This is a genomic window from Anaerolineales bacterium, from assembly GCA_016928575.1.
GTDB lineage: Bacteria > Chloroflexota > Anaerolineae > Anaerolineales > RBG-16-64-43 > JAFGKK01.
This window is the reverse complement of sequence record JAFGKK010000102.1, coordinates 1-20,162: the sequence shown is the minus strand read 5'-3', so window position 1 is coordinate 20,162 and position 20,162 is coordinate 1. Positions and strand designations below refer to the sequence as shown.

Below are 20,162 nucleotides of genomic sequence, written 5' to 3'. Positions count from 1 at the left end.
GTCTTCGTGTCTTCGTGGTCAAAAAATAATGGTAATTGGCACTTAACCACAAAGGCACAAAGACACGAGGAGAGTAGACAAAGAACTTAGAGCTCCTTTGTGTCTTCGTGTTCAAAAAAAATGGTAATTGGCACTTAACCACAAAGACACAAAGACACGAAGAGAGTAGAAAAAGAATTCAGAACTCCTTTGTGTCTTCGTGTCTTACTGAATAACACATCATCCATAGACGCCTAAAGAGGAAGCGTTGACTGTTTCCAGCAGCTAGCAATCATGGTTGGCCGGCCTCGTATTTTTCGCAGAGCTCGCCGAGTTAAACAAGATAATTCATCAAGCTTTTCAACACAGACGTTGGGAAGTTCGTGCGTCTTTAATTGGCACCAAACGTATTCCATCGGATTCAACTCCGGCGCGTAGGCGGGAAGATACTCCATCCTCACCCGAGGATACTTCCATAGAAATTCACGGACTTTCCCGCTCCGATTCGCCGGCAAACGATCCCATACCAGAATGACCCTTCCCCGAAGATGACGGAATAAATCGCGGAGGAATTCAATCACCTGTTCCGACTTTACGCTCCCGTCGAAAAGCCGGAAATAGACCTTGTGCAACGTTATTCCTCCGACCATCGATAAGGTCTTCCAATTGAAGGAATATTGAAGCACAGGGGTATGCCCTTTCGGCGCCCAAGTTCGCATGGAGAAGGGACGCAGGCTCATCCCGAATTCGTCCAAGAACACGATCGTTGCCCTGTATTTCCGGGCGTTTTTTTATCCTTGTCCAAACGTTCTTTCGCCAGCGTCGGGTCGCGGCTTCATCCCGTTCCCGGGCTCTCCCCGTCGGTCGTTGGCAGCTCCAACCCATGGAGCGCATTAGTCTCCACATATGGTTGGGATGATATTCCACCCCGAATAATTTCTTGATCAATCCCCTAACCCGGCGGCCGGTCCACAATTCCGTTATGTATCCGTGGGCTTTCGGTCCTTTGAGTAATTCCCTCTCCAACTCGATCAACTGCTCCGGTTCCAATTCCGGTTTACGTCCGGCGCGTCCCGGGAACCGCAATGCGTTCAGCCCGCCGTTTTCCCATATGCTCTTCCAACGAAAGACAGCTTGCTTGGTTACGCCGAGCTTGCGGGCCACTTCGCTCTGACGCATCCCTTTCTGCAGTAACCGAATGGCGCGGATTCGGACACGTTCCATTTCCTGAAAGTCGCGTGGCTGGCCTTTTGTTTTTCGCATGTTCCCAATATAGCAAAAACAGCAGGAAAAGTCAATATATTATGCGTAAACCAATAGGTTGTCTCCGGATCGTCATGCCCGTGCCCGCCCTCGTGGAGCGGGGATGTTCATAGCGGGCATCCAGCCATGGAACCCTGGATTCCCGCTAAACCCACTCCCGGTGAACGCTTGATGGCCGATATCGCCGGGCGCTCGATGCCCCCGCGGCTCGGCGCGCGGTAACCATCTGCATGATAAAAAACAGCGTCCGGGAGAAAAACCGGACGCTGTTTTTTTGTAGAAGACGGCGCTTCTCGGTGGCCGACCGGCTGCCTGCGAAGTCGGCCTCTTAGCGGCGGCTCGCTTTCCGCCGGCTGTGCCGTCCGCGCTTCCCCGAAAATTCGCTCCCGATCCGGATTCCCATCCGCGGCAGGATCGTCCGATGGAGCACCAGCACCAGCAGGACCGCGGCCAGCGCGATGCCGAAGATCAGAAGCGAACTACCCAGGTCGTTCATCAGGCTCGGCCGAATCAGCATCACCGCCGCCAGCGTCAGCATCAGCATGCCCCCTACGAGTTTCAAGAGCCGGCCGTGCTTTTCCTCAATCCGGCTGGATTGCAGCGAAAGCACAGCCCCCGCAAAAATAAAATACGCTTCGACTTGATAGACCACGAGATACAATAATAGGAGCAGGATAAAGGTCAGGGTTCCGGCGTTTTGGGAGACCAGCATGTTGGTCCAAATCACCGGAAAACCCGCCGTGCAGGAAAATTCCACCAGCGAGGTTCCCGCCGCCAGCACCACCGTCCCGCCCAGCAGGCTCCCGAACGACAGATTGGGATCCATCAGGTTGCGCATACGCTCGAAGATGCCCGGCTTTTTGGAATCGGAGATCGTAAACGACACGCCTTCCTTGTACCAGAAATAATCCTTGAGGTTGACCAGGCCGAACACCAGCGCCACAAGCGATACGATCACCTGGATCCACCCCGTGAAACTGACGATGGTGAATACCGTGAATAATCCGGCGATGAAGAGCCCGTAAATGACGGCGGTGATGGTGAGGAATACCACGCCGATGACAAGCACTTTACGGCGCGACCCGGTGTGCAGGGTCAGCGTAAGCAGCATGGTCAATACCCAAAGCGAGCAGGGATTGAAGCTGTCCACAAACGCAATCAGCGCCGTGGTGAGGGCCAGCGATTTTCCGGTGAGTTCGATCGTGCCGATGAGCGGCAGGGTGATCGTGTTGGTGGAGGTATCCGTGCCGGGATTTCCGTTCGGATCGGAAGACTGGCCGCCGGGTTCGGGCGCCGCCGTCGGCACCGCGGTTGGCAGCGGCGCAACGACGCCCGCCCCGGCGTCCGGACAGCCGTTTTGCAGGCAGACGGATACCGCGTTCTGGATTTCATAGGCGATCTGTTCGCTGAAGCCCTCCCAGTAGCGGATTCCGACGAGGATGGTCGGGACGTAGCGCGCCTCGATGCCTCCGTTGCGGCACACCGCCGCGAAGATCTCGTGGTTGGCGGGATTGTAGTACACCTCGTACGAGCGCAGGACGATCCGGCTGTCTCTTTGAGCCAGCGATTCCAAAAACGGTTTGGCTTGCGCGCAGTGCGGACAGCCTTCGCCCCAGAACAGGTAGATGTAGACCGGATCGTTGGATTGGACCCTGGCGGCCTCCGCGGGAGGAATCGGGACGGGGGCGGCGGCGGCCGTTCCGCGGACTGTCAGCAGCAGGCCGAGGACGGCGCCTGAGATGGATACGGCGCGGGCGGCTCTTGCCCAGCCCGCCGTGCGGCGGTTGTGCAACAGTGAGTCGAGAAAAAATTTCATACGTCGATCCCTAGGAATTCGCGGATGAGGTATCCGAGCAGGAAGGAAAAGGCGGCTACGCCCAGGCTGAGGCCGGCCATCTCGAAGAAGCGGGTGCGGAAGGGCTCCCCCTTGGCCACCGAAATGTAGTAGTTGAAAGCGGCGATGATCAGCACCGCACTGCACAGAGCAATGACAAGGTCCAGGATGTAGTTGTCGATCAAAAGGTAGGGAGTGATCAGGACCGCGACGGTGAGGATGTAGGCGATTCCGGTGTAGACCGCCGCGCGGACCGGGTGCTTGGCGCTCTTTTCCGCGCGGGTCGAGAGGTACTCCGAGGCGGCCATCGAGAGCGCCGCCGCAATCCCGGTAATCAGGCCGGTGAGGGCGATGAGCTTCGTGTTCTGCAGCGCCAGCGTGTACCCGGCCAGCGCGCCGGTCAGCTCCACCAGCGCGTCGTTCAGCCCCAGGACCACCGAGCCGACGTAGTGCAGGCGCTCTTCGTCGAGCATCTCCAAAAGCCTGTGCTCGTGGTTGTCCTCGTCGCGGATCCAGGCGTCGATCTCCGGGACGAACGGCCGCAGCTCCTCGTAATTCTTCTGCGCCTGCTCCTCGCCGCGCTCCATCAGTTTGATCGCGAACGTGAATCCGAGCAGCCGGCTGAACAGCTTATACTTCGCGACCGCCCAGCGGTCCGGGACGGATTCCGCGCCGGTGCGGCGTTTCCAATCCTCGGCGTGGCGGCGCTCATCTTCCGCGATCTCCTCGAGGATCCGGCGGTTCTTCGGGTTGCGGATCGTGCGGGCGATGGCGCGGTAGATGTGGTATTCGGTGATTTCGTTGCGTTGAAAGCCCAGAATTCTCTGGCGAACGGAGGGTGTGAGTTCCATAGGATTTTCCTTCCGATATTTTAACCCATATCCGGGGCCAGGGCGTGAATTGCGGCCAGGCCGGGCCTCAGGCTCGCCCAGAAAAGCGCCGTCATCAGAACCGCCGACGTCAGGCACCACAGGCACGACGCCCCGATGACGAACGGTTCCAAGAAAGTGAGGTATATGGAAAACAGATTGCCGAACAAGGACATGGCAAATCCGGCGGCCGCGGCCAGATCCGCCAGCCGTCCGGACGCGGTTTGCGATACGATCCAGGACGCCAGGATCGCGCCATACCCGAACACGCCCAACACGCCGATCGGGAGGATCCCGAACAACCGGGCGTACGAACTGGTCTGGACCGTGTTGCAATCCCCGACCGGGCCGCAGACGGCTTCCACCCTGAAGACTTCCACGTACGCCAGGTAACCGGCCACGAACAAACCGACGACGCACAACGCCGGGGTGAGAACGCCGCGCCCGGCGGGCGGGAAACCGGCCAGCAGACTGCGGATCCGGACCGCGGCCGCCGCCAATGAGGCCAACATCCCGGCCAGGACCGCCACCGATACGGCGTTTCCGGCCGGATCGCGGCGCAGGTTGTTCCAAAACCACCCCCATTCGCCGGCCGCGGCCGGTGCTTCTCCCTGCCGCTCGGCCAGATACTCCCGAATCCCCGGAATGTCCGGCCAATCCGCTCCCCCTTGCGCCAGCGCCTGTTCGATCAGCGGCTCCAACAGCTCTTTGATCTCGACCGAGCCGAGCAGGTATTGCCGGCCGATGACCAGAAACGGCACGCCGGCGCGCGGCAACCCGAAATACGCGAGCGCCGATTGATACAAGCCGTATCCCGTTTCCAGCCGGGTATCGATCCGGAGGATTTCCAACTGATCCGCGAACCGCTCCTGGAGCGGGGAAACCACCTCCGTCTCCACCAGGCGGCAGTGGCCGCAGGTCGTCGAGAAAAAAAGCAGGATGCGCGCCACCGGAAGGACTCGGCTTTTTTCTTGCGGCGAAGGGACGGGCGCGAATGTGGCGGTCGGCGCGGTTGCGGTAAGGGTTGGAACCGGATCCGATTCCGGAGCCGCGTCCGCAGATTTCAGCCATCCCGGCCGGGCCGGAATCTCCGGACGATCCGGACCGGCTTGCTGTAGGTTTTCCGCTTCCGGCGCGCCGGCGTGAAACCGCATCGGCAAGCCGGTCGGGGCGGCGGAGAGCAGGATGGGGGACAGCGCGAGAAGTACAAAGATCCGACGGATCATGGACGATGCCTGGGCAAGAAGAAGTGATTGTACCCTACGGGAGAATGGGGGTGGGTCGGAGAATGGCCGTCTGCAGGCAGACCGCTCCCTTCAGGACTTCCGAAGTTCTCCGGAGTCGGGGGCAGTCCAGTTTGTTCTTTTCCTCGCGCGACGGACGCCCCGCTTTCCCGTCAGGAGGAATACCGCTAAAGGCCAAAGATGCCAGGCGAGGGGCACCCCGCATTCGGGGCAGGGCTCCCGCTCCGAGCAGCGCGATGGCGGCGGTCCAGCCGCTCAGAGGAAAGTTCGTTCCGCCGCGTGCGGCGAATGCCTTCGATTCATTTCCTTCGGGGGATTTGTCCATTGTCTCGTTTGCCCTACTTTACGGTCCGCCCGTTGGGGTGCCTTCCGGATGCCCGTCAGCCCTCCAGCCGGAGGATGCTTCCCGCTCCGGTGGCAAGGAAATCCTCTCCGTATTCCTCCGCGAACATGGCGATCGCCCGTTCGCCGGTGCAGTGCGAGGGCGCCACCTTCTGCACGCCCAGCCGCCGGAAATCCGCCAGGATGGCGGCGATCTGCGCGTCGCTCATATCGAGCAGATGAAATCCGCCCATCACCAGATGCACCGGCCCGCCGGCCAGCTCGACCGCCCGCTCCACGATCCGCACGATCCCCGGATGGGAGCAGCCGGTGACGATCACCAGCCCCTTTCCGGTGCGGATAACGAGCGACTGCTCGGGGATGCTCCCGCCGACGTTTCCGGTGGTGAGGATGCCCGGGGCGCACTCCATGCCGGGAGAGGCTTCGACCACTTCCGCATATTGCTTGACGGATTGAATGAACGCGGCGCCGAATTCCGGAAGCAGAAACACCGGCGGACGCGCGGACACGACCAAGAACGCTGTCAATCCGCCGGTATGGTCGCTGTGGTTGTGGGAGATGACCACGTCCCGCACCGACAAGGGATCGATCCCCAAGATTTTCATGTTGCCCAGCAGGATCGAGCCGTTGCCTCCGGTATCGAATAGGAGGACGTTTTTCCCGCGCGCCACCAGCGCGGCGAACCCCCAATCGGTTTTCAGGCGTGCGTCATGGGGAATGTTGTTGTAGACGATGGTGATGATCAGCGGGTCCGGCGTTTGGGTATTCATCGGCGTCTCCGTCATGGCGGTGGTGGGCGCGGTTTCTTCGGTCTGCGCCGGGGAGGTGTGGGTAACCGTTGCGGAAGAATCCGGTTGCGGAAGGAACGGGCTGGACGAGACGCTCGCCGCGGCCGATATCTCCGTGGCAGGCATCTCCGCCCCGCCCGCCGCGGCGCATCCGGCTGCCAGCAAAAGGCACCCGGTGATCGCCATCCGCCGCACGATGCTCATGATTCCTCCTCCGCTCCGGACGGCGGCTTACGCCGGGCGCGCCACAGCCGGTACAGGCCGAGCGGGATGTTGACCTGCGGAACGCGGCGCATGTACTCGCGGTACGCGTCGCCGAATTGCGCGATCCCGCTCCGGTCCGCGTCTTGGATATCAGAGTATAACAGGGCCGCGGAAGCCAAGCCCAGCAAGATGACCAGCCCGTGCTGCGCCATCAGCATCATGGCGACGTTGAAGAGGATCCCCGCGAGGTATTGCGGATGCCGGACGACAGCGTATAGGCTGGTGTCCACCAGGCGCGTCGTCTCGACGTAGCTTTTCCCCTTGGCAACTCCGCCCCGCCGGCCGAGGATGAAGATCGGCGCGACCCCGAAGATAAGCGAGACCGCCCAGATGGCCCAGCCGACGGCCTGCAACGGAGGCCATCCGGGGAGTTTGTAGACGAAAAAGGCGAGAATGTATTGCGCGAGGAAGATCGGCCAGACGATATGGGCCAGAAAGAACCGGGTGACGTTTTTCATACTCTTATCCATTGCGGACCATGTCCGGCGCGGCGGGCGGACGGCTTCTTTCCGGATGCTTCCTCTCTGGGCTCACCGCTGCAATGTCTTCCTCTTCTCAATGGGAAAAGGCGGGTCCGTCGTGGGCAAAAGCATCCCTGGCCTTTGCGACGCAGCATGCCCGCATCGGCGGCATGACGTCCTCCGGGCCGAAGTATCGCGTCTCCATGCTTTCGTCCAGATCCGGACGCAACTCTCCGCCCACGACCCGGCATTCGAAGAAGACCACCAGCGGCTGGGCGAGGTCGCCGTTGGGGTAGGTGAACCGGTACTCCGGACCGGAGTATACGCCGATCAGCGATACCGGCTCAACCTTCAATCCGGTCTCCTCGAATGTTTCGCGGACGACCGCCTCGTCCGCCCGTTCGTCCGGTTCGATCACGCCCCCGGGGAACCCCCACAGGTTCTCCCCGTCGCTGCGGCGCAGGAGAAGGATGCGCCCCTGCGAGTCGCGGATGCAGGCCGCGGCGGCCTGGCTGATCAGCAGATCGTTCCCGATGCATTCCCGCAGGCGGCGGGTATATTCACTCATTGGCATTCGTCACCTCACTTTGAAAGGGCGGCCGGCGCGCAGCCAAGCTCCGATCCGCTTGCCGGACCGCCGTGCTCCGGGACCTTCGCCTCCGCCCACGCCGACCGATCCTGTCCGGCGGGAATTTCCGCGCGCAGGCGGTGGGGGGAATGGAGGAAAGGATCCTCGCTCGAACGTCCAACTTCGATCCGCACGGGACTGGGTCCCGAAGCGGATGTGAACATCGGCGGGCGGCCGTCACGCCGGCGTGGAAGGGGCGGCGGATCATCTCGCCGCATCCGGGATTCCCGCGACGGCTCCGCCGTGCGTGATCCCGGAGCTCCCCGGGAATCCCGTTTCGTGGCGGAAGCAGGCCAGTCCGCCGGTATCCGAAGCGGCCCGGGAAGACGCTTCAAAAAAGGTTCTTCTTTCCGCAGAACCCGCATCGCTCATGGCTGCCCGGGGCTCCGCCGAAGCCCGCGTCAGTGATCGCAGATATTATCGCCCGTTTGCAGCGACCCGTTGAGAAAATCCTGCGCCACGGTTTCCGCCGTGCCGGCCGGGGCGCCGATGACGACCCGGATGCCTTGTTGGCGGAATAGGTTTTGCGCGCGGCTTCCCATTCCGCCGGCGATGATCACCTGCGCCCCGCGCTCCGCCAACCAACTCGGCAGGAGGCCCGGCTCGTGCGGCGGCGCGCCCACGTCCTCCCGCGCGAGGATCTTTTTGTGTTCGACATCGGCGTCGATCAGCGCGAAGGATTCGCAATGGCCGAAATGCAGAGCAAGTTTTCCGTCCGCCAAAGGTATCGCGATCCGCATGGGTGGTTTCTCCTTGGATGTTGTGATATCTGCCCTTTCCCGGGCTCCCGCAGCTTTCGCCAATGCCAAGACCGGCCGGATGACCTCCTGCAGGATCTTGGCCGCCGGCGAACCGCAGGGTTGATCGAAAAACGCCCGCCCGTTATCGGAGGCTTCGGCGATGGCGGGATCGATCGGGATGGATCCCAGGAACGACACCGCCATATCCTCCGCAATCCGGCGGCCTCCGCCGGATCGCAGAATCTGGGTGACCTCCCCGCATTTCGGGCAGATAAAACCGCTCATGTTCTCCACCACGCCGATCACCGGAATGCCGAGCTTGCGGCAAAAGGTGATGGATTTGCGCACGTCCACCGCGGCGACCTTCTGCGGGGTGGTGACGATCACCGCCCCGTCCAGCGCGCCGAGCAATTGAACGACGGACAGCGGTTCGTCGCCCGTTCCCGGCGGGGAATCGATCACCAGGTAGTCCAACTCGCCCCAGGCCACCTCGGACAGGAATTGCCGGATCGCCCCCATCTTCGCCGGACCGCGCCAGATCACGGCATCGTCCGGATTCTCCAGAAGGAACCCGATCGACATGACCTTCAATCCGCCTCTTTCCACCGGGATCATCCCGTTCGAGCCGCCGCGGATCGTTTCCCCCTCGATGCCGAGCATCGTGGGGACGCTGGGGCCGTGCAGGTCCGCGTCCAACAACCCGACGCGTTTCCCGGCCCGGACCAGCGCCACGGCGATGTTGACGGCCAGCGTGCTTTTCCCGACGCCCCCTTTGCCCGAGAGGACGATGACTTTATGGCGGATACCGGAAAGCCGGGCATGCAGGGCGCGCCGGTCCGCGAAATGCTTGTCGCTTTCCCCGTCCAGCTGCGCCGCGCCTCCGCTGTGCGGATCGGTGCGGGCGTTTGTTCCGGCTTGCCCGTTCGATTCCCGCGGCACCGCCGGGCGGGATAGGTATTCTTCGCAAGCGGCCTTCAGGGTGGTTACAGCCAGTAGCGCGCAATGCTCGGATTCCGGAGGCACCCCGCCGAGCGCGGCAAGAATCTCGCGCGGGGAGATCCGCGCCGCGTCCGCCACACTTCGTCCGTCGGCCAGGCACGCCGCCATGCTGCCGCAGGCCTTGGATGCGCCGCAACCGTCGGTGGAAAAGGAGATGTCCGCGACGGCATCGTCTTTTGCCTTCAAGCGAAACTCCATCGTGTCGCCGCAGGGGCCGGTGACGCGCGCCCGCGCGTGGTATGTCTCGAGCGCTTCTTGATGGCGGGGGCGTTGTGCGTGATCCCGCGCCGTCGGAGAAAAACCTTCCGGTTCGTGGCAATCCGTGTGTCGGTTACGCACCCAACAGCCCCAGTCGGTCCCATACGCCGCGGATATCTCCGGCGCAGGGCGACTCCGTCTCCACCACCGCCTTTTCCTGCATCTGGGCGGCGGTGACCGACGGGTCGTAGCGGATGCGGCCGACGATCCGCGCCCCCGCCTTTTCCGCCTCCCGTTCGATCCGTTCCGTCGCCCCGGGGTTCACGTCCCATTTGTTGACGCATACCGCGGCCGGGATCTTGAAGTGCCGCGCCAGGGACAACACCCGGTTCAGGTCGTGTTCGCCCGAGACGGTCGGTTCGGTCACGACCAGCACCTGCGAGGCGCCGGTCAGCGAGGCGATCACCGGACAGCCGATCCCCGGCGGCCCGTCGACCAGGATCAACGGCAGTTCCTCTTCCTCCGCGATGCGGCGGGCTTCGCGGCGCACCGTCGAAACCAGCTTGCCGGAGTTTTCGGCCGCGATGTTCAACCGCGCGTGCACCATCGGGCCGGCGCGGGTGTCGGAGATCATCCACTCGCCGCAATTCCGCTCCGGGAAGTCGATCGCCCCTTGCGGGCAGAAGCGGACGCACACGCCGCATCCCTCGCAGCCGGCCGGATCGATGGAATACACCGTCCTGCCGTCGGGGCCGTCCTTGGCGCGGATCGCGTCGAACCGGCACAGGGACATGCATTCCCCGCAACCGATGCAATCCTCTTCGCGGATGACGGCTTCGTTGCCGGAAATGAATTCGTTGCGCGTGCGGATCCGCGGCGAGAGAATCAGGTGCAGGTCCGCCGCGTCCACGTCGCAGTCGGCGACAACCGAGCGCCCGGCCAGCAGCGCCAACGAGGCCGTCAGGCTGGTCTTTCCGGTGCCGCCTTTGCCGCTGATCACCACCAACTCATGCATGCGTGTCCTCCCGCCGGCCTCGCGACGGCCGTTTTTCTCCGAAAACAACGTACAAAATCGATTCCGCCCCGGCAGGGCTCGCGGTAAGGTCGCCTCCCTGCAGGCTCATGAAGTATTCCGCGCGGACGGCGAAGTGCTCCTCCGCCGCGCGTGCGATGGCCTTCAGGTCCGTGTGCCGGATCTTCGAGACATAAGAATCAGATGATCGGGATTTTTGTTTGAAGTACGCCGAATCGGGATTGAGCAGCATGGCGATGATCCGGCCGGCCGGATTCAGCGCCGCGGCCGCGCGGTCCAGCGCCTTCCGGTAATCCCCGATGAATTGCAGCGACGCCACGAAGAGCGCCGCGTCGAAGGATTCTTCCGGCAACGCCATCGTCTCGGCGTCGGCCACGATGGTCCGCACGGTATCCGGAGCGCACCCCAGCGCCGTGCGCGAGACGTCGACACCCGTGACGCGAAAGCCGCGCTCGGCCAGCCCGCCTTCGATCACAGCCGGTCCGCAGCCCACGCTCAACACCGTGCGGCATCCGCCCAGGTGGGAGACCAGGTACTCCAATTCCAATTGAAAGACCCGCCGCCAAAAATCCTTCCGGCAGGATTCCAGATACCGCGCCATTCCCTCTTCCGATCCGTTCGCGTCCCGCTCGCCGCCGTGGGGCGGCCGGTCGATCCGTCGGCTATCCATCTCAATGCCCATGGCTCAGATGAAACGCCGCGATCGTCGCGATTCCCAGGAGAATCAGCGGCAGTTCCCACAGCAACGCGCGCAGGCCGCCGTCGGTCCGGCGCCCGGGGATCAGGTCCGCCAGCGCGATATAGATGAAGCTGGCGGCGGAGATCGCGAGCAGGTACGGAGTCCAAGATTCGACGAGCGGAAGCAGGAAATAAGTCAGCAGGGCTCCCGCCAGCGCCGCCGCGCCGGAAAGCACGTTGAAGAGCAGGGCGCGGGAACGGGTGAACCCGCTTTCCAGCAGAATCGCGAAATCGCCGACTTCCTGAGGCACTTCATGGGCGGCGGCGGCCACCGCGGTGGCGATCCCGAGCGGAATCGCGGCCGCAAACGCCGCGGCGATCGCCACCCCGTCGACGAAGTTGTGCAGGGAATCGCCGAGCAGGATCAGCGTGCCGGCCTGGCTGTGCGTGTCGCACGGCCGGTTGTGGCAGTGCCGCCACACCGCCAGCTTCTCGATCAGGTAGAAGAGCAGCAGCCCGGCCAGCACGCCGGGGAGGATCACGTCGGGTTCCGCCTCTTCCAGCGCGTGCGGGATCATCCCGAAGAAAGCCGCCCCGAGCAGCGTCCCGATGGCGTAGGGGATCAGTACCGCGGAGAACGCGGCCAGCCGTTTGCCCTTGATCAGCAGCAGCGACGCGGCCAGCAGGACCGAGATGATCGAACCGAGCAGGGTGAATCCAAGTATCCAAATCAACATCGGGTGGGTATTCCCTAACCTAGCGAGAATGTCCGCCGTAGCTTCTTAAGAAGAATGTGTGCCCCGCGTAGCTGCTCTCGAGCAGTTCGCCCCGCGCTTTCAATCCTTCCACCAGCGACCACGCGGCTCCGGCCCGGGCGAGAAAATCGCGGACGGCTTCTTCCCGCATCGGGTGTACGGCGGTGATATTCAGGAGGTCGGTCTCCGCCTCTCCGGTGGAGGCGAACGAATCCCCCTCGTATCCGATCAGCAATTCCACGTTCGCGACCTGTTCCCGCAGGATCTGATACGTCCGGTTTAAGACGTCTTCACCCGGAGGCCGGACCCAGGATTCCGCGGGAGGACGCGTGGGGATGCTCACATAAGCCGTGTGCGGGCGCAAGCGGCCGAGGAAATCGGCCAGTTTCCGCGCGCCTTCCTCGTCGTCGCGGTTTCCCTCGACCAGCATGGTTTCCGTGACCAGCTTCCCTGCAAATGCCTTCGCGAAGGCCAGCGAGCCGTCGAGGATCGAAGCCAGCCGAAGGGAGTTGTGCGGGCGGTTAACCGCCCGCCAGACCGGCTCCTGCACGGAATCGAACTTCAGCGAAACCCAATCCGCGCTTCCAAGTTCTTCCCGCACGTCTTCCCGTCCCATCAGCGAAGCGTTCGAGATCACGCCGATCGGGATGCCCAGGGGTTTCAGCAAGGCGATGAGCTTGCCCAGGCGGATGTCCAGGGTGGGCTCCCCGTCCGGCACGAAAGTGATGTAATCGATCCGCTCGTTCTTCCCGGCGGCGTTTTTCACCCTTGCGCGGACGTCTTGGGCGACCGCATCCGGATCATAAAAGGCTTGTCGTTCGATCCGCATCTCCTTGGTGCGCCCCACCTGGCAGTAGATGCAGGAATAGGAACAGATCTTGGGGGGGATGTTGTTCACCCCGAGGCTTCTTCCCAAGCGACGCGAGGGCACGGGCCCGAAGGTGTATCGGGTTTCACTTTCGGTCACGATTCGCTCCCGCACGGCGGTTCACCGCAGCGCTCGCCGCGCCCGCAGCAGGTCCGGCCGGTTTGCTCCAGCGCGCATCCGCTCCCGCCGCCGCGGGGGGAGGCGGAGCCCCCCCCCTTGACCACGACAGCGGTGCCGCTGCTGAGCAGGCGCCGGACGCCTCCCCGGCACTCGGGACAGGTTGCGACCGGCTCCTCGGCGATCGCCTGGCGGCGCTCAAACCGCAGGCCGCAGGCAAGGCACTCGTATTCGTACGTGGGCACGGATCAGTTCTCCTTCCGCAGCCGTTGATCGGCGATCTCGGCCGCGTTGACGATGTGGTAGGCGATCGGCGAGGCCGTCAGCGCCGGATGGGTCCCCAACTGGAAGGTGGCGATGTCCTCGACCGTCATCTTCTTTTGGACGCAGGCGGCGACGATGTTGGTCATCTCGCCGACGCTGTCGCCGCCGCGGATCTGGCCGCCGAGGAGGACGCCGGAGTTGGCTTCGAATACCAGCTTGAGCTTGGTGGGCGCCGCGCCCGGCATGCCGCCCGGGTGTCGGTTGGGGCCTTCCACGCTCGAACACACCACCTTGTATCCCAGCTTCTTGGCGGCGGTCTCGGTCAACCCCGCGGTCCCCAGGGCCAACGGGCCGACCGCGGTGCACCATGCCCCGACCGTTCCTTCGCTCTCGCGGCGGATGCCGTACAGATTCGCTCCGGCGATCCGCGCCTCCAATTCGGCGATCGAAGCCAGTTTGAGCATGCAGGCGTGCCCGCCGAAGAAGGAGACTTTGTCCGTGCAGTCGCCGCAGGCGAAGATCGACGGGTCGGACGTGCGCATATTGCGGTCGACTGTGATGCCCCCGCCGGCGCCGATTTCCAACCCGATCTTGCGGGCCAGTTCCGCGTTCGCCCGCGATCCGATGCCCAGGATCACCAGGTCCGTTTCCACGGCGCTGCCGTCCTGCAGGCGCACGGCGCGGACGGCGCCCTCGCCCTCCAACGCCTTGACGACGGTGGCGGTGCGGATCTCGATCCCGCGCGAGGCCAGCAGTTTTTCCATTTCTTCGCAGAACTCGGGATCGTAGGCCAGGTTCAGGCAGTTGGCTTCCATCTCGATCACCGTGACCTGCTTGCCGCCGAGCTTGTTGATCTCGTCGGCGAACTCGATGCCGATGAAGCCTCCGCCGATGATCACGATCCGCTTGGCCCCTTCCAGGGCCTTCTGCAGCGAGCGCAGGTACTCTACGTCCTTCTCGATCGTAAACACGCCCTTGAGGTCGATCCCGGGGATGGGCGGGCGGGTCGGAACCGACCCGGTCGCCAGAATCAACCGTTCGTATTCCAGGGTTTCTTTCCCGAGGGAGACGGTTTTCGCCTTCCGGTCGACATTGTCCACGGAGCCCACCCGCCAATCGATCTTGTTCGATTCCAGAAGCGCGTCGGGAATCAGGTTCTTGTCCGGATCGCCCAGGGTTCCGTAGATGTACGGAATGCCGCAGGGGATGGGAACTTTTTCTTCCTGGCGTAAGATCAGCACTTTCTTGTCGGGGTAATGCCTGCGGACGGTGATCGCCGCCGTCAAGCCGGCGGCGCTGCCGCCCACAACCACCACGTCCCACTTGCCGTTGCTTGCTTTGCTCATGGTTTCTCCATTGGATTGACCGAGCAGGGGGGGACCCTTGCCCGGGATTTTTCCATCCCGCGCTTTGCCCTTCAGCCGGTGTCCCCGCCGCCGGCGAGGATCCCGCCCAGTTCACGGATGCGCTCCGACAGCTGTTCCGCGGCGCGGATCGCTTCCTGGTCCTGTTTGATTTCTCCCGCCGCGTAGGCGCAGCCGCAAACGCCCCTGCCGGACGGTATCATTTCGTGCTTGAGGAAAAACGCGTTTATGGCCGTCAGCGCGCTCTCATGGCCGTAGCGGCGTCCGACGGTCACGGCTCCGCCGATCTTGTTTTTTAACTTGCCCCGCAGCGGCCAGGTGCGGTCTATGAAGGTTTTCATCTGGGCCGAGATGTTGTTGAAGAAGACCGGGCTGCCCATCACGATCGCGTCGCTTTCGAGAATCAATGGCACCAGACTCCGGCTGAACGGGTCGTCGATCACGCACCGTCCCGTGGCCTGGCAGGACCAACAGGCGCGGCAGGGAGCCATCTCGAAATCCGCGAGTTTGATGAAGCCGCCGCCGGTCCTGAGCAGGACGCGGCGCAGAAGGTAATCCGTATTGCTATCCGCTCTCGGGCTTCCCGAGATGTAGAGTACGTTCATTTCATTCCCCGGAGGCGGCTTGCCGTGTCAGGTTGCCGGCCCCCAACAATTTCGCGCTCAGCCCGCGGAACAAATCTCCGTATTCCGGCAGCGCGTCGACCAGGAGCTCGCCCCGCGAATAGGCTTCCGCGATCCGCCGGTCGTCGGGGATCTCGAGCAGGATCTCGATCCCTTCCCGGGCGCAGTAGTCGTGGACGCGCCCATCGCCGATTCCCATCCGGTTGACCGCTACGCCGAACGGAATCCCCAGGATGCGCATGGTTTCCACGGCCAGGGTCAGGTCATGCAAGCCGAAAGGCGTCGGTTCCGTGACCAGCACGACGAAGTCGGCCCCGCGCACGGCGGCGATCACCGGGCAGGAGGTGCCCGGCGGGGCGTCGACGATCGCGGGCGTTCCCTCCCGCAGGCGGCGCTTCACCGCCCGGATCAGCGGCGGCGACAATGGCGACCCGATATCCAGCTTCCCGGTGACCAGACGGATGTTATCCGACTGCATCTCCTGGACGGCTCCGATCCGCCGTTCGACTTCGCGGATGGCTTTGCGCGGGCAGACCAGCGTGCACCCGCCGCAGGAATGGCACATCTCGGGAATCAGCACGGGCTTGCTCAGGAACGCCAGAATTGCGTGGTAGACGCAGAACCGGCCGCACTCGCCGCAGGAATCGCACAGCGCTTCGTCGAACTCCGGGACGGGCAGGGTGACGACCTCTTCTGAGGGCTCGCCGCCGCGCAGAAAGAGGTGCGCGTTCGGCTCCTCCACGTCGCAATCCATTAATTGGATTGCCTCCCCGTACGCGCGGGCGAGGTTCACTGCCAAGGTTGTTTTTCCGGTCCCGCCCTTGCCGGAGGCTATGGCTAAAATCATGAGACGGCTCCGTCTTTTTACATTCGCTTTTCTTCGCCCGCAGTGATGCGGGGCGGAGAACCCGGCTCGACCGGTCGCACCATCGCAATCGGTTGCGGATTATTCTCCGGCAGGGAAACTCCGCTCCCCCTCATCCGGCTCCCCGGCGCGTTCCCGCATCCCGCTCGGGACAGGCGCTCCGGGACAAGTTCGGCCGCCTTCTCCCGGCGCATGCTGGGAGAAGGCGGAATCCCTCCCGGCCGTCTACTTCATCTTCTTGATCTCTTCCTCGACTTCTTCCATGCCTTCGTCGTAGAACTTCTGCTCGTCGGGCGCCAGCTCATGCAGCAAGCGCAGGAACTCGCCGGCGTGGACCCGCTCTTCGTCGGCGATGTCGGTCAGCACGTCGATCGCCAGCTTGTTGTCGGTGCTCTCGGCCAGCTGCATGTAGAGTTGGATGGCTTCGTATTCCGCCGCCACCATGAAGCGGATGGCGCGGACCAGCTCTTCCTTGGTCAATTTTCTGGATTGCGCCATCCCGGAAAATGGGGATCCGAATTCGGGCATCGCGTATCTCCTTTGCGGTGTGGTTTTCCGGCATTATACCGGTGATGCTCCGCGGCGTAATCGCGCCGCGGCGGCGGTTTTTCCGTACCGGCGGCCGGCCGTGCCGCGGATTCGGGATCAAGATCCGGCGGAAACGGTTTCGGAACGGACGACATCATCCACGCCTTGACGGGCCAAGACGTGCGTTCCCACCGGTTCGCCTGTCATTCCGGCCGTCACCGGGCATTTGACCCGGAAGAGGAAGAAAATATTCCCCGGCTCGCCGGACAGACTCTCGAAGTTGCCCTGTCCCTTGGACAGGATCAGGTCCGCTCCGGCGTAGCGGCGTTGGAATTCCGGGCTGCAATCCGCGAGCAGCGTGCCGGGTGCGTCGGAGCCGTTGTCGATCACTTCGATCATTGTATCCAATCCGGCCGCGCGGGCGTCCTCGCGGGTGGCGTCGTTAATCACCGGCGCGCCGCGGACCGCCAGCGTCACCCGTTCCCGGGGAAGCTGTTCGAGCAGAAGCCGGTCGAAAAAAATCTCCCCGGCGTTGTCCGCGAGGTACAGGATCCGGCGGGCGCGCGCGACGGCCGCCCGCAGGCCTTCCAGGTCGCCGGCCAGGCGCGCCCTAGCGGCCCGCTTTAATTCTCCCGGCACATCGGCCTCGTTCCAACCGGATTTTGCGCCCATGTCGATCAAATTGGCCGCCACCGCCAGGCGTACCGCCGCGCCCAGGGGATCCGCCGCGGCGGCGATTTGCTCGCGAAAGCGGGGCAACAAGCCGGCCGCCGTCTGGTTTTGACGCGCCTTTGCTTCCCGGTATGGATCCGCCTGGCCGGTGATTTCGCGCAGCCGCCGGTGAATGCGCTGGGCGAGCAGGGGCGGCGGCAAGGCCAGGTCCATAGCCGACGTCCAGCGCAGGACCTCGCGCAGGATCCGCTCGTGGACGGCTGCATCCGCCGTGGTCAGCCGGGCCGCATCGAGCGCCTGACGCACGAGGCAGGGGATGCATTCCAGGTTCGTCTTCATGGTTTTTCGTACCGGCGCCGGCCCCTTGCCCGGACCGCTTCCTCGTCCGCCAGACCGTCCTGCCAGCCGTTGCGCGTCCCCTCGATGCGGTCGAAGCGCGCGGTGTAGGGCTTGATGTCCAGGAGCGGCGTTCCGTCGAGCACGTCGATCCGATCGAGGTGTAGCACGTTTCCCTCGCGGCGAAGCAGCCCGACGATGCTGAGCCCGATCGCATTCGGCCGGCACGGGGCTCGCGTGGCGAACACGCCCGTTTGCTTATTGACCAGGAAGGGCTTCACCCGAAATTGCGGCGACCCGGCCCGGTGCAGGTGATAGAGCAGGTAGATGTGCGAAAACCCGTCCAGACCGTCCAGACCGGCAGCGAACTCGGGCAGGATTTCCGCCCTCCCCTCGCATCCCGCCGCGAAAGCGGGTTGGATGGGGATTTGTTCCGGATCGGTATGGTTGCTCCGGATCACCCCGATCGGGCGGAAGCGGATTGCCGAATCCGTCACCAGTGCCCCCCGACGTCGGCCGAGCCGGCCTCGGCCAGCTTGCCGGCTTTATACTGCTCAAGCGCCTCGGCGACCGTCCCGGTCTCGGCGGTGTAAACCTTCACCCCGGCCGCTTGCAGGGCGCGGAAGGCGTTCGGGCCGCAGTGCCCGGAGATGAGCGCCTTCGCCCCCGTGCGGACGACGGCCTCGGCGGATTGGTAGCCTGCGCCCTGGGCCGCGTTAAGGTTTTTCTGGTTGTCGACGACTTCGAACGAACCGGCGTCGAGGTCGAACACGATGAACTTCGGCGCCCGGCCGAAACGGCTGTCGAGCGGCGCGGAAAGATCGTTGCCCGATGTCGTCAAGGCGATCTTCATCAAAGCACCTCCTGATGGGTGTGGGCAGGGTTCGGAAAAAAGAAAAAAAGGTGGTCGAGCAACCCCGGGGATTTTCCGGGGCGTAACCCCCCGGCCTGATCCGAGCCGGGGCGGTCGAAACCACTGGAAAACTTCGGGGTCTCCATACGCCCGCATCGAGCGCGGGCCACCCCGGCCTCGCTCCGCGAAGCGGGGCTCGGCCGGCTTTTTTCGCGTCCTCTTAAGCCTCTCCGCCGGCGGAACAGGACGGCCCGCGGCCGGCGGAGAGGCGTCGGATTAATTCATTTCCCGGATCGGTCCGATTCAAGGTCTTCGAGCCGTTTGCGGATCTGCTCCAGTTGGGCCTGCAAAGCGTCGGACTGGTTCTTGAGCGCCTGTTTTTCCCATTCCGGATCGGGAGTTTGATACGGCGCGGCATACGGGCCCGAACGCGCCCAGGCCGGCAATCCGGTGGCGTAGTACATGTTGCGCCAGCCGCGTCCGCGGCCCATCCCAAATCCGCGTCCGCCGCCCATCCCCATCCCGCGCCCCGGTCCCGGCGCGGCGTATCCCGGCGCGCCCGAGCCCGAGCAATACCCGAGCCCGCGCCCGGTCATCGGCCCCATCCCCGTCGGTCCTGTGCGGTCTCCTCGTGGCATGTTGGTTTCTCCTTTCTTTTGGATTTACTCGCGCGTCAGGCGCGCACCGCAATCCGGGCAGGTACGGTCGAGGCAGCGCTGGCCGACGATGTGCGGGAATTTTTTTCCGCATTGCGGACAGACGCAATTGCCGCCCGGGCCGGAGCCCGGTTTGCTGCCTCCGCCGCGCCCGCGTCCGCCGCCTTGCCCGGCCCCGATCCCCCACCCGCGGCCGCCCCCACCGCCGCCGCCGCCCCCACCTCCGCCGCCTCCGCGGCCCCGAGCTTGCATTGTAAAGTTGTTGCGATTGAGTTCCATCATCACGATCTCCTTTTTTCTACCCCCCCGTCGTTCCCCTATTTCCAAGGAATGGGGGAACGGGTCTTGGGAGGAGTGGTTGCGCCGATCCCGCTCTCGCGGGATGATGAATACCCCGCAACGGCCCCCCGGCCCGGCCCGCCGAGGGCGGGCTCGCACCTGCCCTCGGCATGCTCTCTGCCGGGGCAAGCCGCGCGGTCATTCATTTCTTTTTCAGCACGGTGCCCAACACGGTTTCCTTGGCGAGCTTCTTGGTGCAGAAGAACCAGTCGTAGCAGTGCAGATCCGCGTCCTTGCTCTCCATGCGCTCCTTGGCCACGCCGCACGAGCCGGCGGTCGGGACGATCACGTCATCGCCCGGCTGCCAGTCCGCCGGCAGGGCCACCGAGAAGGCGTCGGCGGTCTGCAAGGCGATCAACACCCGGTACAGCTCCTCGAAGTTGCGCCCCAGGCTGAGCGGGTAGTACAGAATCGTGCGGACGACGCCTTTGGGATCCACGTAAAAGACCGCCCGCACGGCTTTGGTCGAGCTTTCCCCGGGCTGGATCATCCCGTATTTCTTGGCCACATCCATGGTGATGTCTTCGATCAGCGGGAACTTGACCTCGACGTTCTTCATCCCCTTGTATTCGATTTTTTCCTTGATCGTCCGCAGCCAGGCG

Annotated in this window: 23 protein-coding genes; all 23 read right to left on the bottom strand. The window is 63.7% G+C overall.

Translation table 11 applies throughout. The features are described from left to right. Positions 1-552: 552 nt before the first annotated feature. Entirely contained in the window at positions 553-1,242 is a 690-nt protein-coding gene (locus tag JW929_12760) for an IS630 family transposase (GenBank protein MBN1440271.1), read from the bottom strand. A gap of 328 nt (positions 1,243-1,570) precedes the next feature. After that, a complete protein-coding gene (locus JW929_12755; protein MBN1440270.1) occupies positions 1,571-3,058 on the bottom strand; it encodes a thioredoxin family protein in 1,488 nt (495 codons plus the stop codon). Beyond that, positions 3,055-3,927, bottom strand: a complete 873-nt coding sequence (locus JW929_12750) for a VIT1/CCC1 transporter family protein (protein ID MBN1440269.1) — start codon at positions 3,925-3,927, stop codon at positions 3,055-3,057. The genes JW929_12755 and JW929_12750 overlap by 4 nt, the downstream gene beginning before the upstream one ends. Positions 3,928-3,947: 20 nt before the next feature. After that, entirely contained in the window at positions 3,948-5,171 is a 1,224-nt protein-coding gene (locus JW929_12745) for a hypothetical protein (GenBank protein MBN1440268.1), read from the bottom strand. Between the two features lie 398 nt (positions 5,172-5,569). Beyond that, complete coding sequence (locus JW929_12740) at positions 5,570-6,523, bottom strand: MBL fold metallo-hydrolase (protein MBN1440267.1); 954 nt, start codon at positions 6,521-6,523, stop codon at positions 5,570-5,572. Further along, the gene (locus JW929_12735; protein ID MBN1440266.1) at positions 6,520-7,041 is read right to left on the bottom strand and encodes an isoprenylcysteine carboxylmethyltransferase family protein; all 522 of its coding nucleotides are present in this window, start codon (positions 7,039-7,041) and stop codon (positions 6,520-6,522) included. Before JW929_12735 ends, JW929_12740 begins: the two co-directional genes overlap by 4 nt. Positions 7,042-7,138: 97 nt before the next feature. Beyond that, positions 7,139-7,612, bottom strand: a complete 474-nt coding sequence (locus JW929_12730) for an NUDIX domain-containing protein (GenBank protein ID MBN1440265.1) — start codon at positions 7,610-7,612, stop codon at positions 7,139-7,141. Between the two features lie 461 nt (positions 7,613-8,073). Continuing rightward, positions 8,074-9,750, bottom strand: a complete 1,677-nt coding sequence (locus JW929_12725; protein ID MBN1440264.1) for a P-loop NTPase — start codon at positions 9,748-9,750, stop codon at positions 8,074-8,076. Beyond that, entirely contained in the window at positions 9,743-10,624 is an 882-nt protein-coding gene (locus JW929_12720; GenBank protein ID MBN1440263.1) for an ATP-binding protein, read from the bottom strand. Before JW929_12720 ends, JW929_12725 begins: the two co-directional genes overlap by 8 nt. Next, on the bottom strand, positions 10,617-11,312 hold the full coding sequence (locus JW929_12715; GenBank protein MBN1440262.1) for a class I SAM-dependent methyltransferase: 696 nt from the start codon (positions 11,310-11,312) through the stop codon (positions 10,617-10,619). Before JW929_12715 ends, JW929_12720 begins: the two co-directional genes overlap by 8 nt. 1 nt (position 11,313) lies before the next feature. After that, positions 11,314-12,057, bottom strand: coding sequence for a ZIP family metal transporter (locus tag JW929_12710; protein MBN1440261.1), 744 nt, complete (start codon positions 12,055-12,057; stop codon positions 11,314-11,316). Between the two features lie 19 nt (positions 12,058-12,076). Continuing rightward, positions 12,077-13,042 carry a radical SAM protein gene (locus JW929_12705; protein ID MBN1440260.1) on the bottom strand — a complete coding sequence of 322 codons (966 nt, stop codon included), beginning with the start codon at positions 13,040-13,042 and terminating at the stop codon, positions 12,077-12,079. After that, positions 13,039-13,305: a zinc ribbon domain-containing protein gene (locus JW929_12700; GenBank protein ID MBN1440259.1), complete on the bottom strand. Its 267-nt coding sequence runs from the start codon at positions 13,303-13,305 to the stop codon at positions 13,039-13,041. The genes JW929_12705 and JW929_12700 overlap by 4 nt, the downstream gene beginning before the upstream one ends. A gap of 3 nt (positions 13,306-13,308) precedes the next feature. After that, entirely contained in the window at positions 13,309-14,670 is a 1,362-nt protein-coding gene (locus tag JW929_12695; protein ID MBN1440258.1) for an FAD-dependent oxidoreductase, read from the bottom strand. Between the two features lie 71 nt (positions 14,671-14,741). Further along, positions 14,742-15,293 carry a flavodoxin family protein gene (locus JW929_12690; protein MBN1440257.1) on the bottom strand — a complete coding sequence of 184 codons (552 nt, stop codon included), beginning with the start codon at positions 15,291-15,293 and terminating at the stop codon, positions 14,742-14,744. A gap of 1 nt (position 15,294) precedes the next feature. After that, complete coding sequence (locus tag JW929_12685) at positions 15,295-16,158, bottom strand: ATP-binding protein (protein MBN1440256.1); 864 nt, start codon at positions 16,156-16,158, stop codon at positions 15,295-15,297. 243 nt (positions 16,159-16,401) lie between these two features. Then, positions 16,402-16,704 (bottom strand): hypothetical protein, encoded by a 303-nt coding sequence (locus JW929_12680; protein ID MBN1440255.1) that lies wholly within the window; start codon positions 16,702-16,704, stop codon positions 16,402-16,404. A gap of 117 nt (positions 16,705-16,821) precedes the next feature. After that, complete coding sequence (locus JW929_12675) at positions 16,822-17,715, bottom strand: DUF89 family protein (protein MBN1440254.1); 894 nt, start codon at positions 17,713-17,715, stop codon at positions 16,822-16,824. After that, positions 17,712-18,194, bottom strand: coding sequence for a tRNA (N6-threonylcarbamoyladenosine(37)-N6)-methyltransferase TrmO (gene tsaA, locus JW929_12670; GenBank protein ID MBN1440253.1), 483 nt, complete (start codon positions 18,192-18,194; stop codon positions 17,712-17,714). Before tsaA ends, JW929_12675 begins: the two co-directional genes overlap by 4 nt. Positions 18,195-18,205: 11 nt before the next feature. Continuing rightward, on the bottom strand, positions 18,206-18,565 hold the full coding sequence (locus JW929_12665; GenBank protein MBN1440252.1) for a NifB/NifX family molybdenum-iron cluster-binding protein: 360 nt from the start codon (positions 18,563-18,565) through the stop codon (positions 18,206-18,208). Between the two features lie 281 nt (positions 18,566-18,846). Next, positions 18,847-19,203 carry a DUF5320 domain-containing protein gene (locus tag JW929_12660; GenBank protein MBN1440251.1) on the bottom strand — a complete coding sequence of 119 codons (357 nt, stop codon included), beginning with the start codon at positions 19,201-19,203 and terminating at the stop codon, positions 18,847-18,849. 24 nt (positions 19,204-19,227) lie between these two features. Continuing rightward, the gene (locus JW929_12655; GenBank protein MBN1440250.1) at positions 19,228-19,503 is read right to left on the bottom strand and encodes a hypothetical protein; all 276 of its coding nucleotides are present in this window, start codon (positions 19,501-19,503) and stop codon (positions 19,228-19,230) included. Positions 19,504-19,702: 199 nt separating this feature from the next. Further along, a partial coding sequence (locus JW929_12650) for a redoxin domain-containing protein (protein MBN1440249.1) occupies positions 19,703-20,162 on the bottom strand: 460 nt, incomplete at its 5' end.

What these genes read in the sequence shown, in the direction of transcription:
- JW929_12655 (MBN1440250.1), bottom strand. Translation starts at nt 19,503, where the DNA reads ATGATGGAACTCAATCGCAACAACTTTACAATGCAAGCTCGGGGCCGC.
- JW929_12695 (MBN1440258.1), bottom strand. Translation starts at nt 14,670, where the DNA reads ATGAGCAAAGCAAGCAACGGCAAGTGGGACGTGGTGGTTGTGGGCGGC.
- JW929_12660 (MBN1440251.1), bottom strand. Translation starts at nt 19,203, where the DNA reads ATGCCACGAGGAGACCGCACAGGACCGACGGGGATGGGGCCGATGACC.
- JW929_12715 (MBN1440262.1), bottom strand. Translation starts at nt 11,312, where the DNA reads ATGGATAGCCGACGGATCGACCGGCCGCCCCACGGCGGCGAGCGGGAC.
- JW929_12685 (MBN1440256.1), bottom strand. Translation starts at nt 16,158, where the DNA reads ATGATTTTAGCCATAGCCTCCGGCAAGGGCGGGACCGGAAAAACAACC.
- JW929_12680 (MBN1440255.1), bottom strand. Translation starts at nt 16,704, where the DNA reads ATGCCCGAATTCGGATCCCCATTTTCCGGGATGGCGCAATCCAGAAAA.
- JW929_12690 (MBN1440257.1), bottom strand. Translation starts at nt 15,293, where the DNA reads ATGAACGTACTCTACATCTCGGGAAGCCCGAGAGCGGATAGCAATACG.
- JW929_12675 (MBN1440254.1), bottom strand. Translation starts at nt 17,715, where the DNA reads ATGAAGACGAACCTGGAATGCATCCCCTGCCTCGTGCGTCAGGCGCTC.
- JW929_12740 (MBN1440267.1), bottom strand. Translation starts at nt 6,523, where the DNA reads ATGAGCATCGTGCGGCGGATGGCGATCACCGGGTGCCTTTTGCTGGCA.
- JW929_12665 (MBN1440252.1), bottom strand. Translation starts at nt 18,565, where the DNA reads ATGAAGATCGCCTTGACGACATCGGGCAACGATCTTTCCGCGCCGCTC.
- JW929_12755 (MBN1440270.1), bottom strand. Translation starts at nt 3,058, where the DNA reads ATGAAATTTTTTCTCGACTCACTGTTGCACAACCGCCGCACGGCGGGC.
- JW929_12745 (MBN1440268.1), bottom strand. Translation starts at nt 5,171, where the DNA reads ATGATCCGTCGGATCTTTGTACTTCTCGCGCTGTCCCCCATCCTGCTC.
- JW929_12760 (MBN1440271.1), bottom strand. Translation starts at nt 1,242, where the DNA reads ATGCGAAAAACAAAAGGCCAGCCACGCGACTTTCAGGAAATGGAACGT.
- JW929_12730 (MBN1440265.1), bottom strand. Translation starts at nt 7,612, where the DNA reads ATGAGTGAATATACCCGCCGCCTGCGGGAATGCATCGGGAACGATCTG.
- JW929_12750 (MBN1440269.1), bottom strand. Translation starts at nt 3,927, where the DNA reads ATGGAACTCACACCCTCCGTTCGCCAGAGAATTCTGGGCTTTCAACGC.
- JW929_12720 (MBN1440263.1), bottom strand. Translation starts at nt 10,624, where the DNA reads ATGCATGAGTTGGTGGTGATCAGCGGCAAAGGCGGCACCGGAAAGACC.
- JW929_12710 (MBN1440261.1), bottom strand. Translation starts at nt 12,057, where the DNA reads ATGTTGATTTGGATACTTGGATTCACCCTGCTCGGTTCGATCATCTCG.
- JW929_12735 (MBN1440266.1), bottom strand. Translation starts at nt 7,041, where the DNA reads ATGAAAAACGTCACCCGGTTCTTTCTGGCCCATATCGTCTGGCCGATC.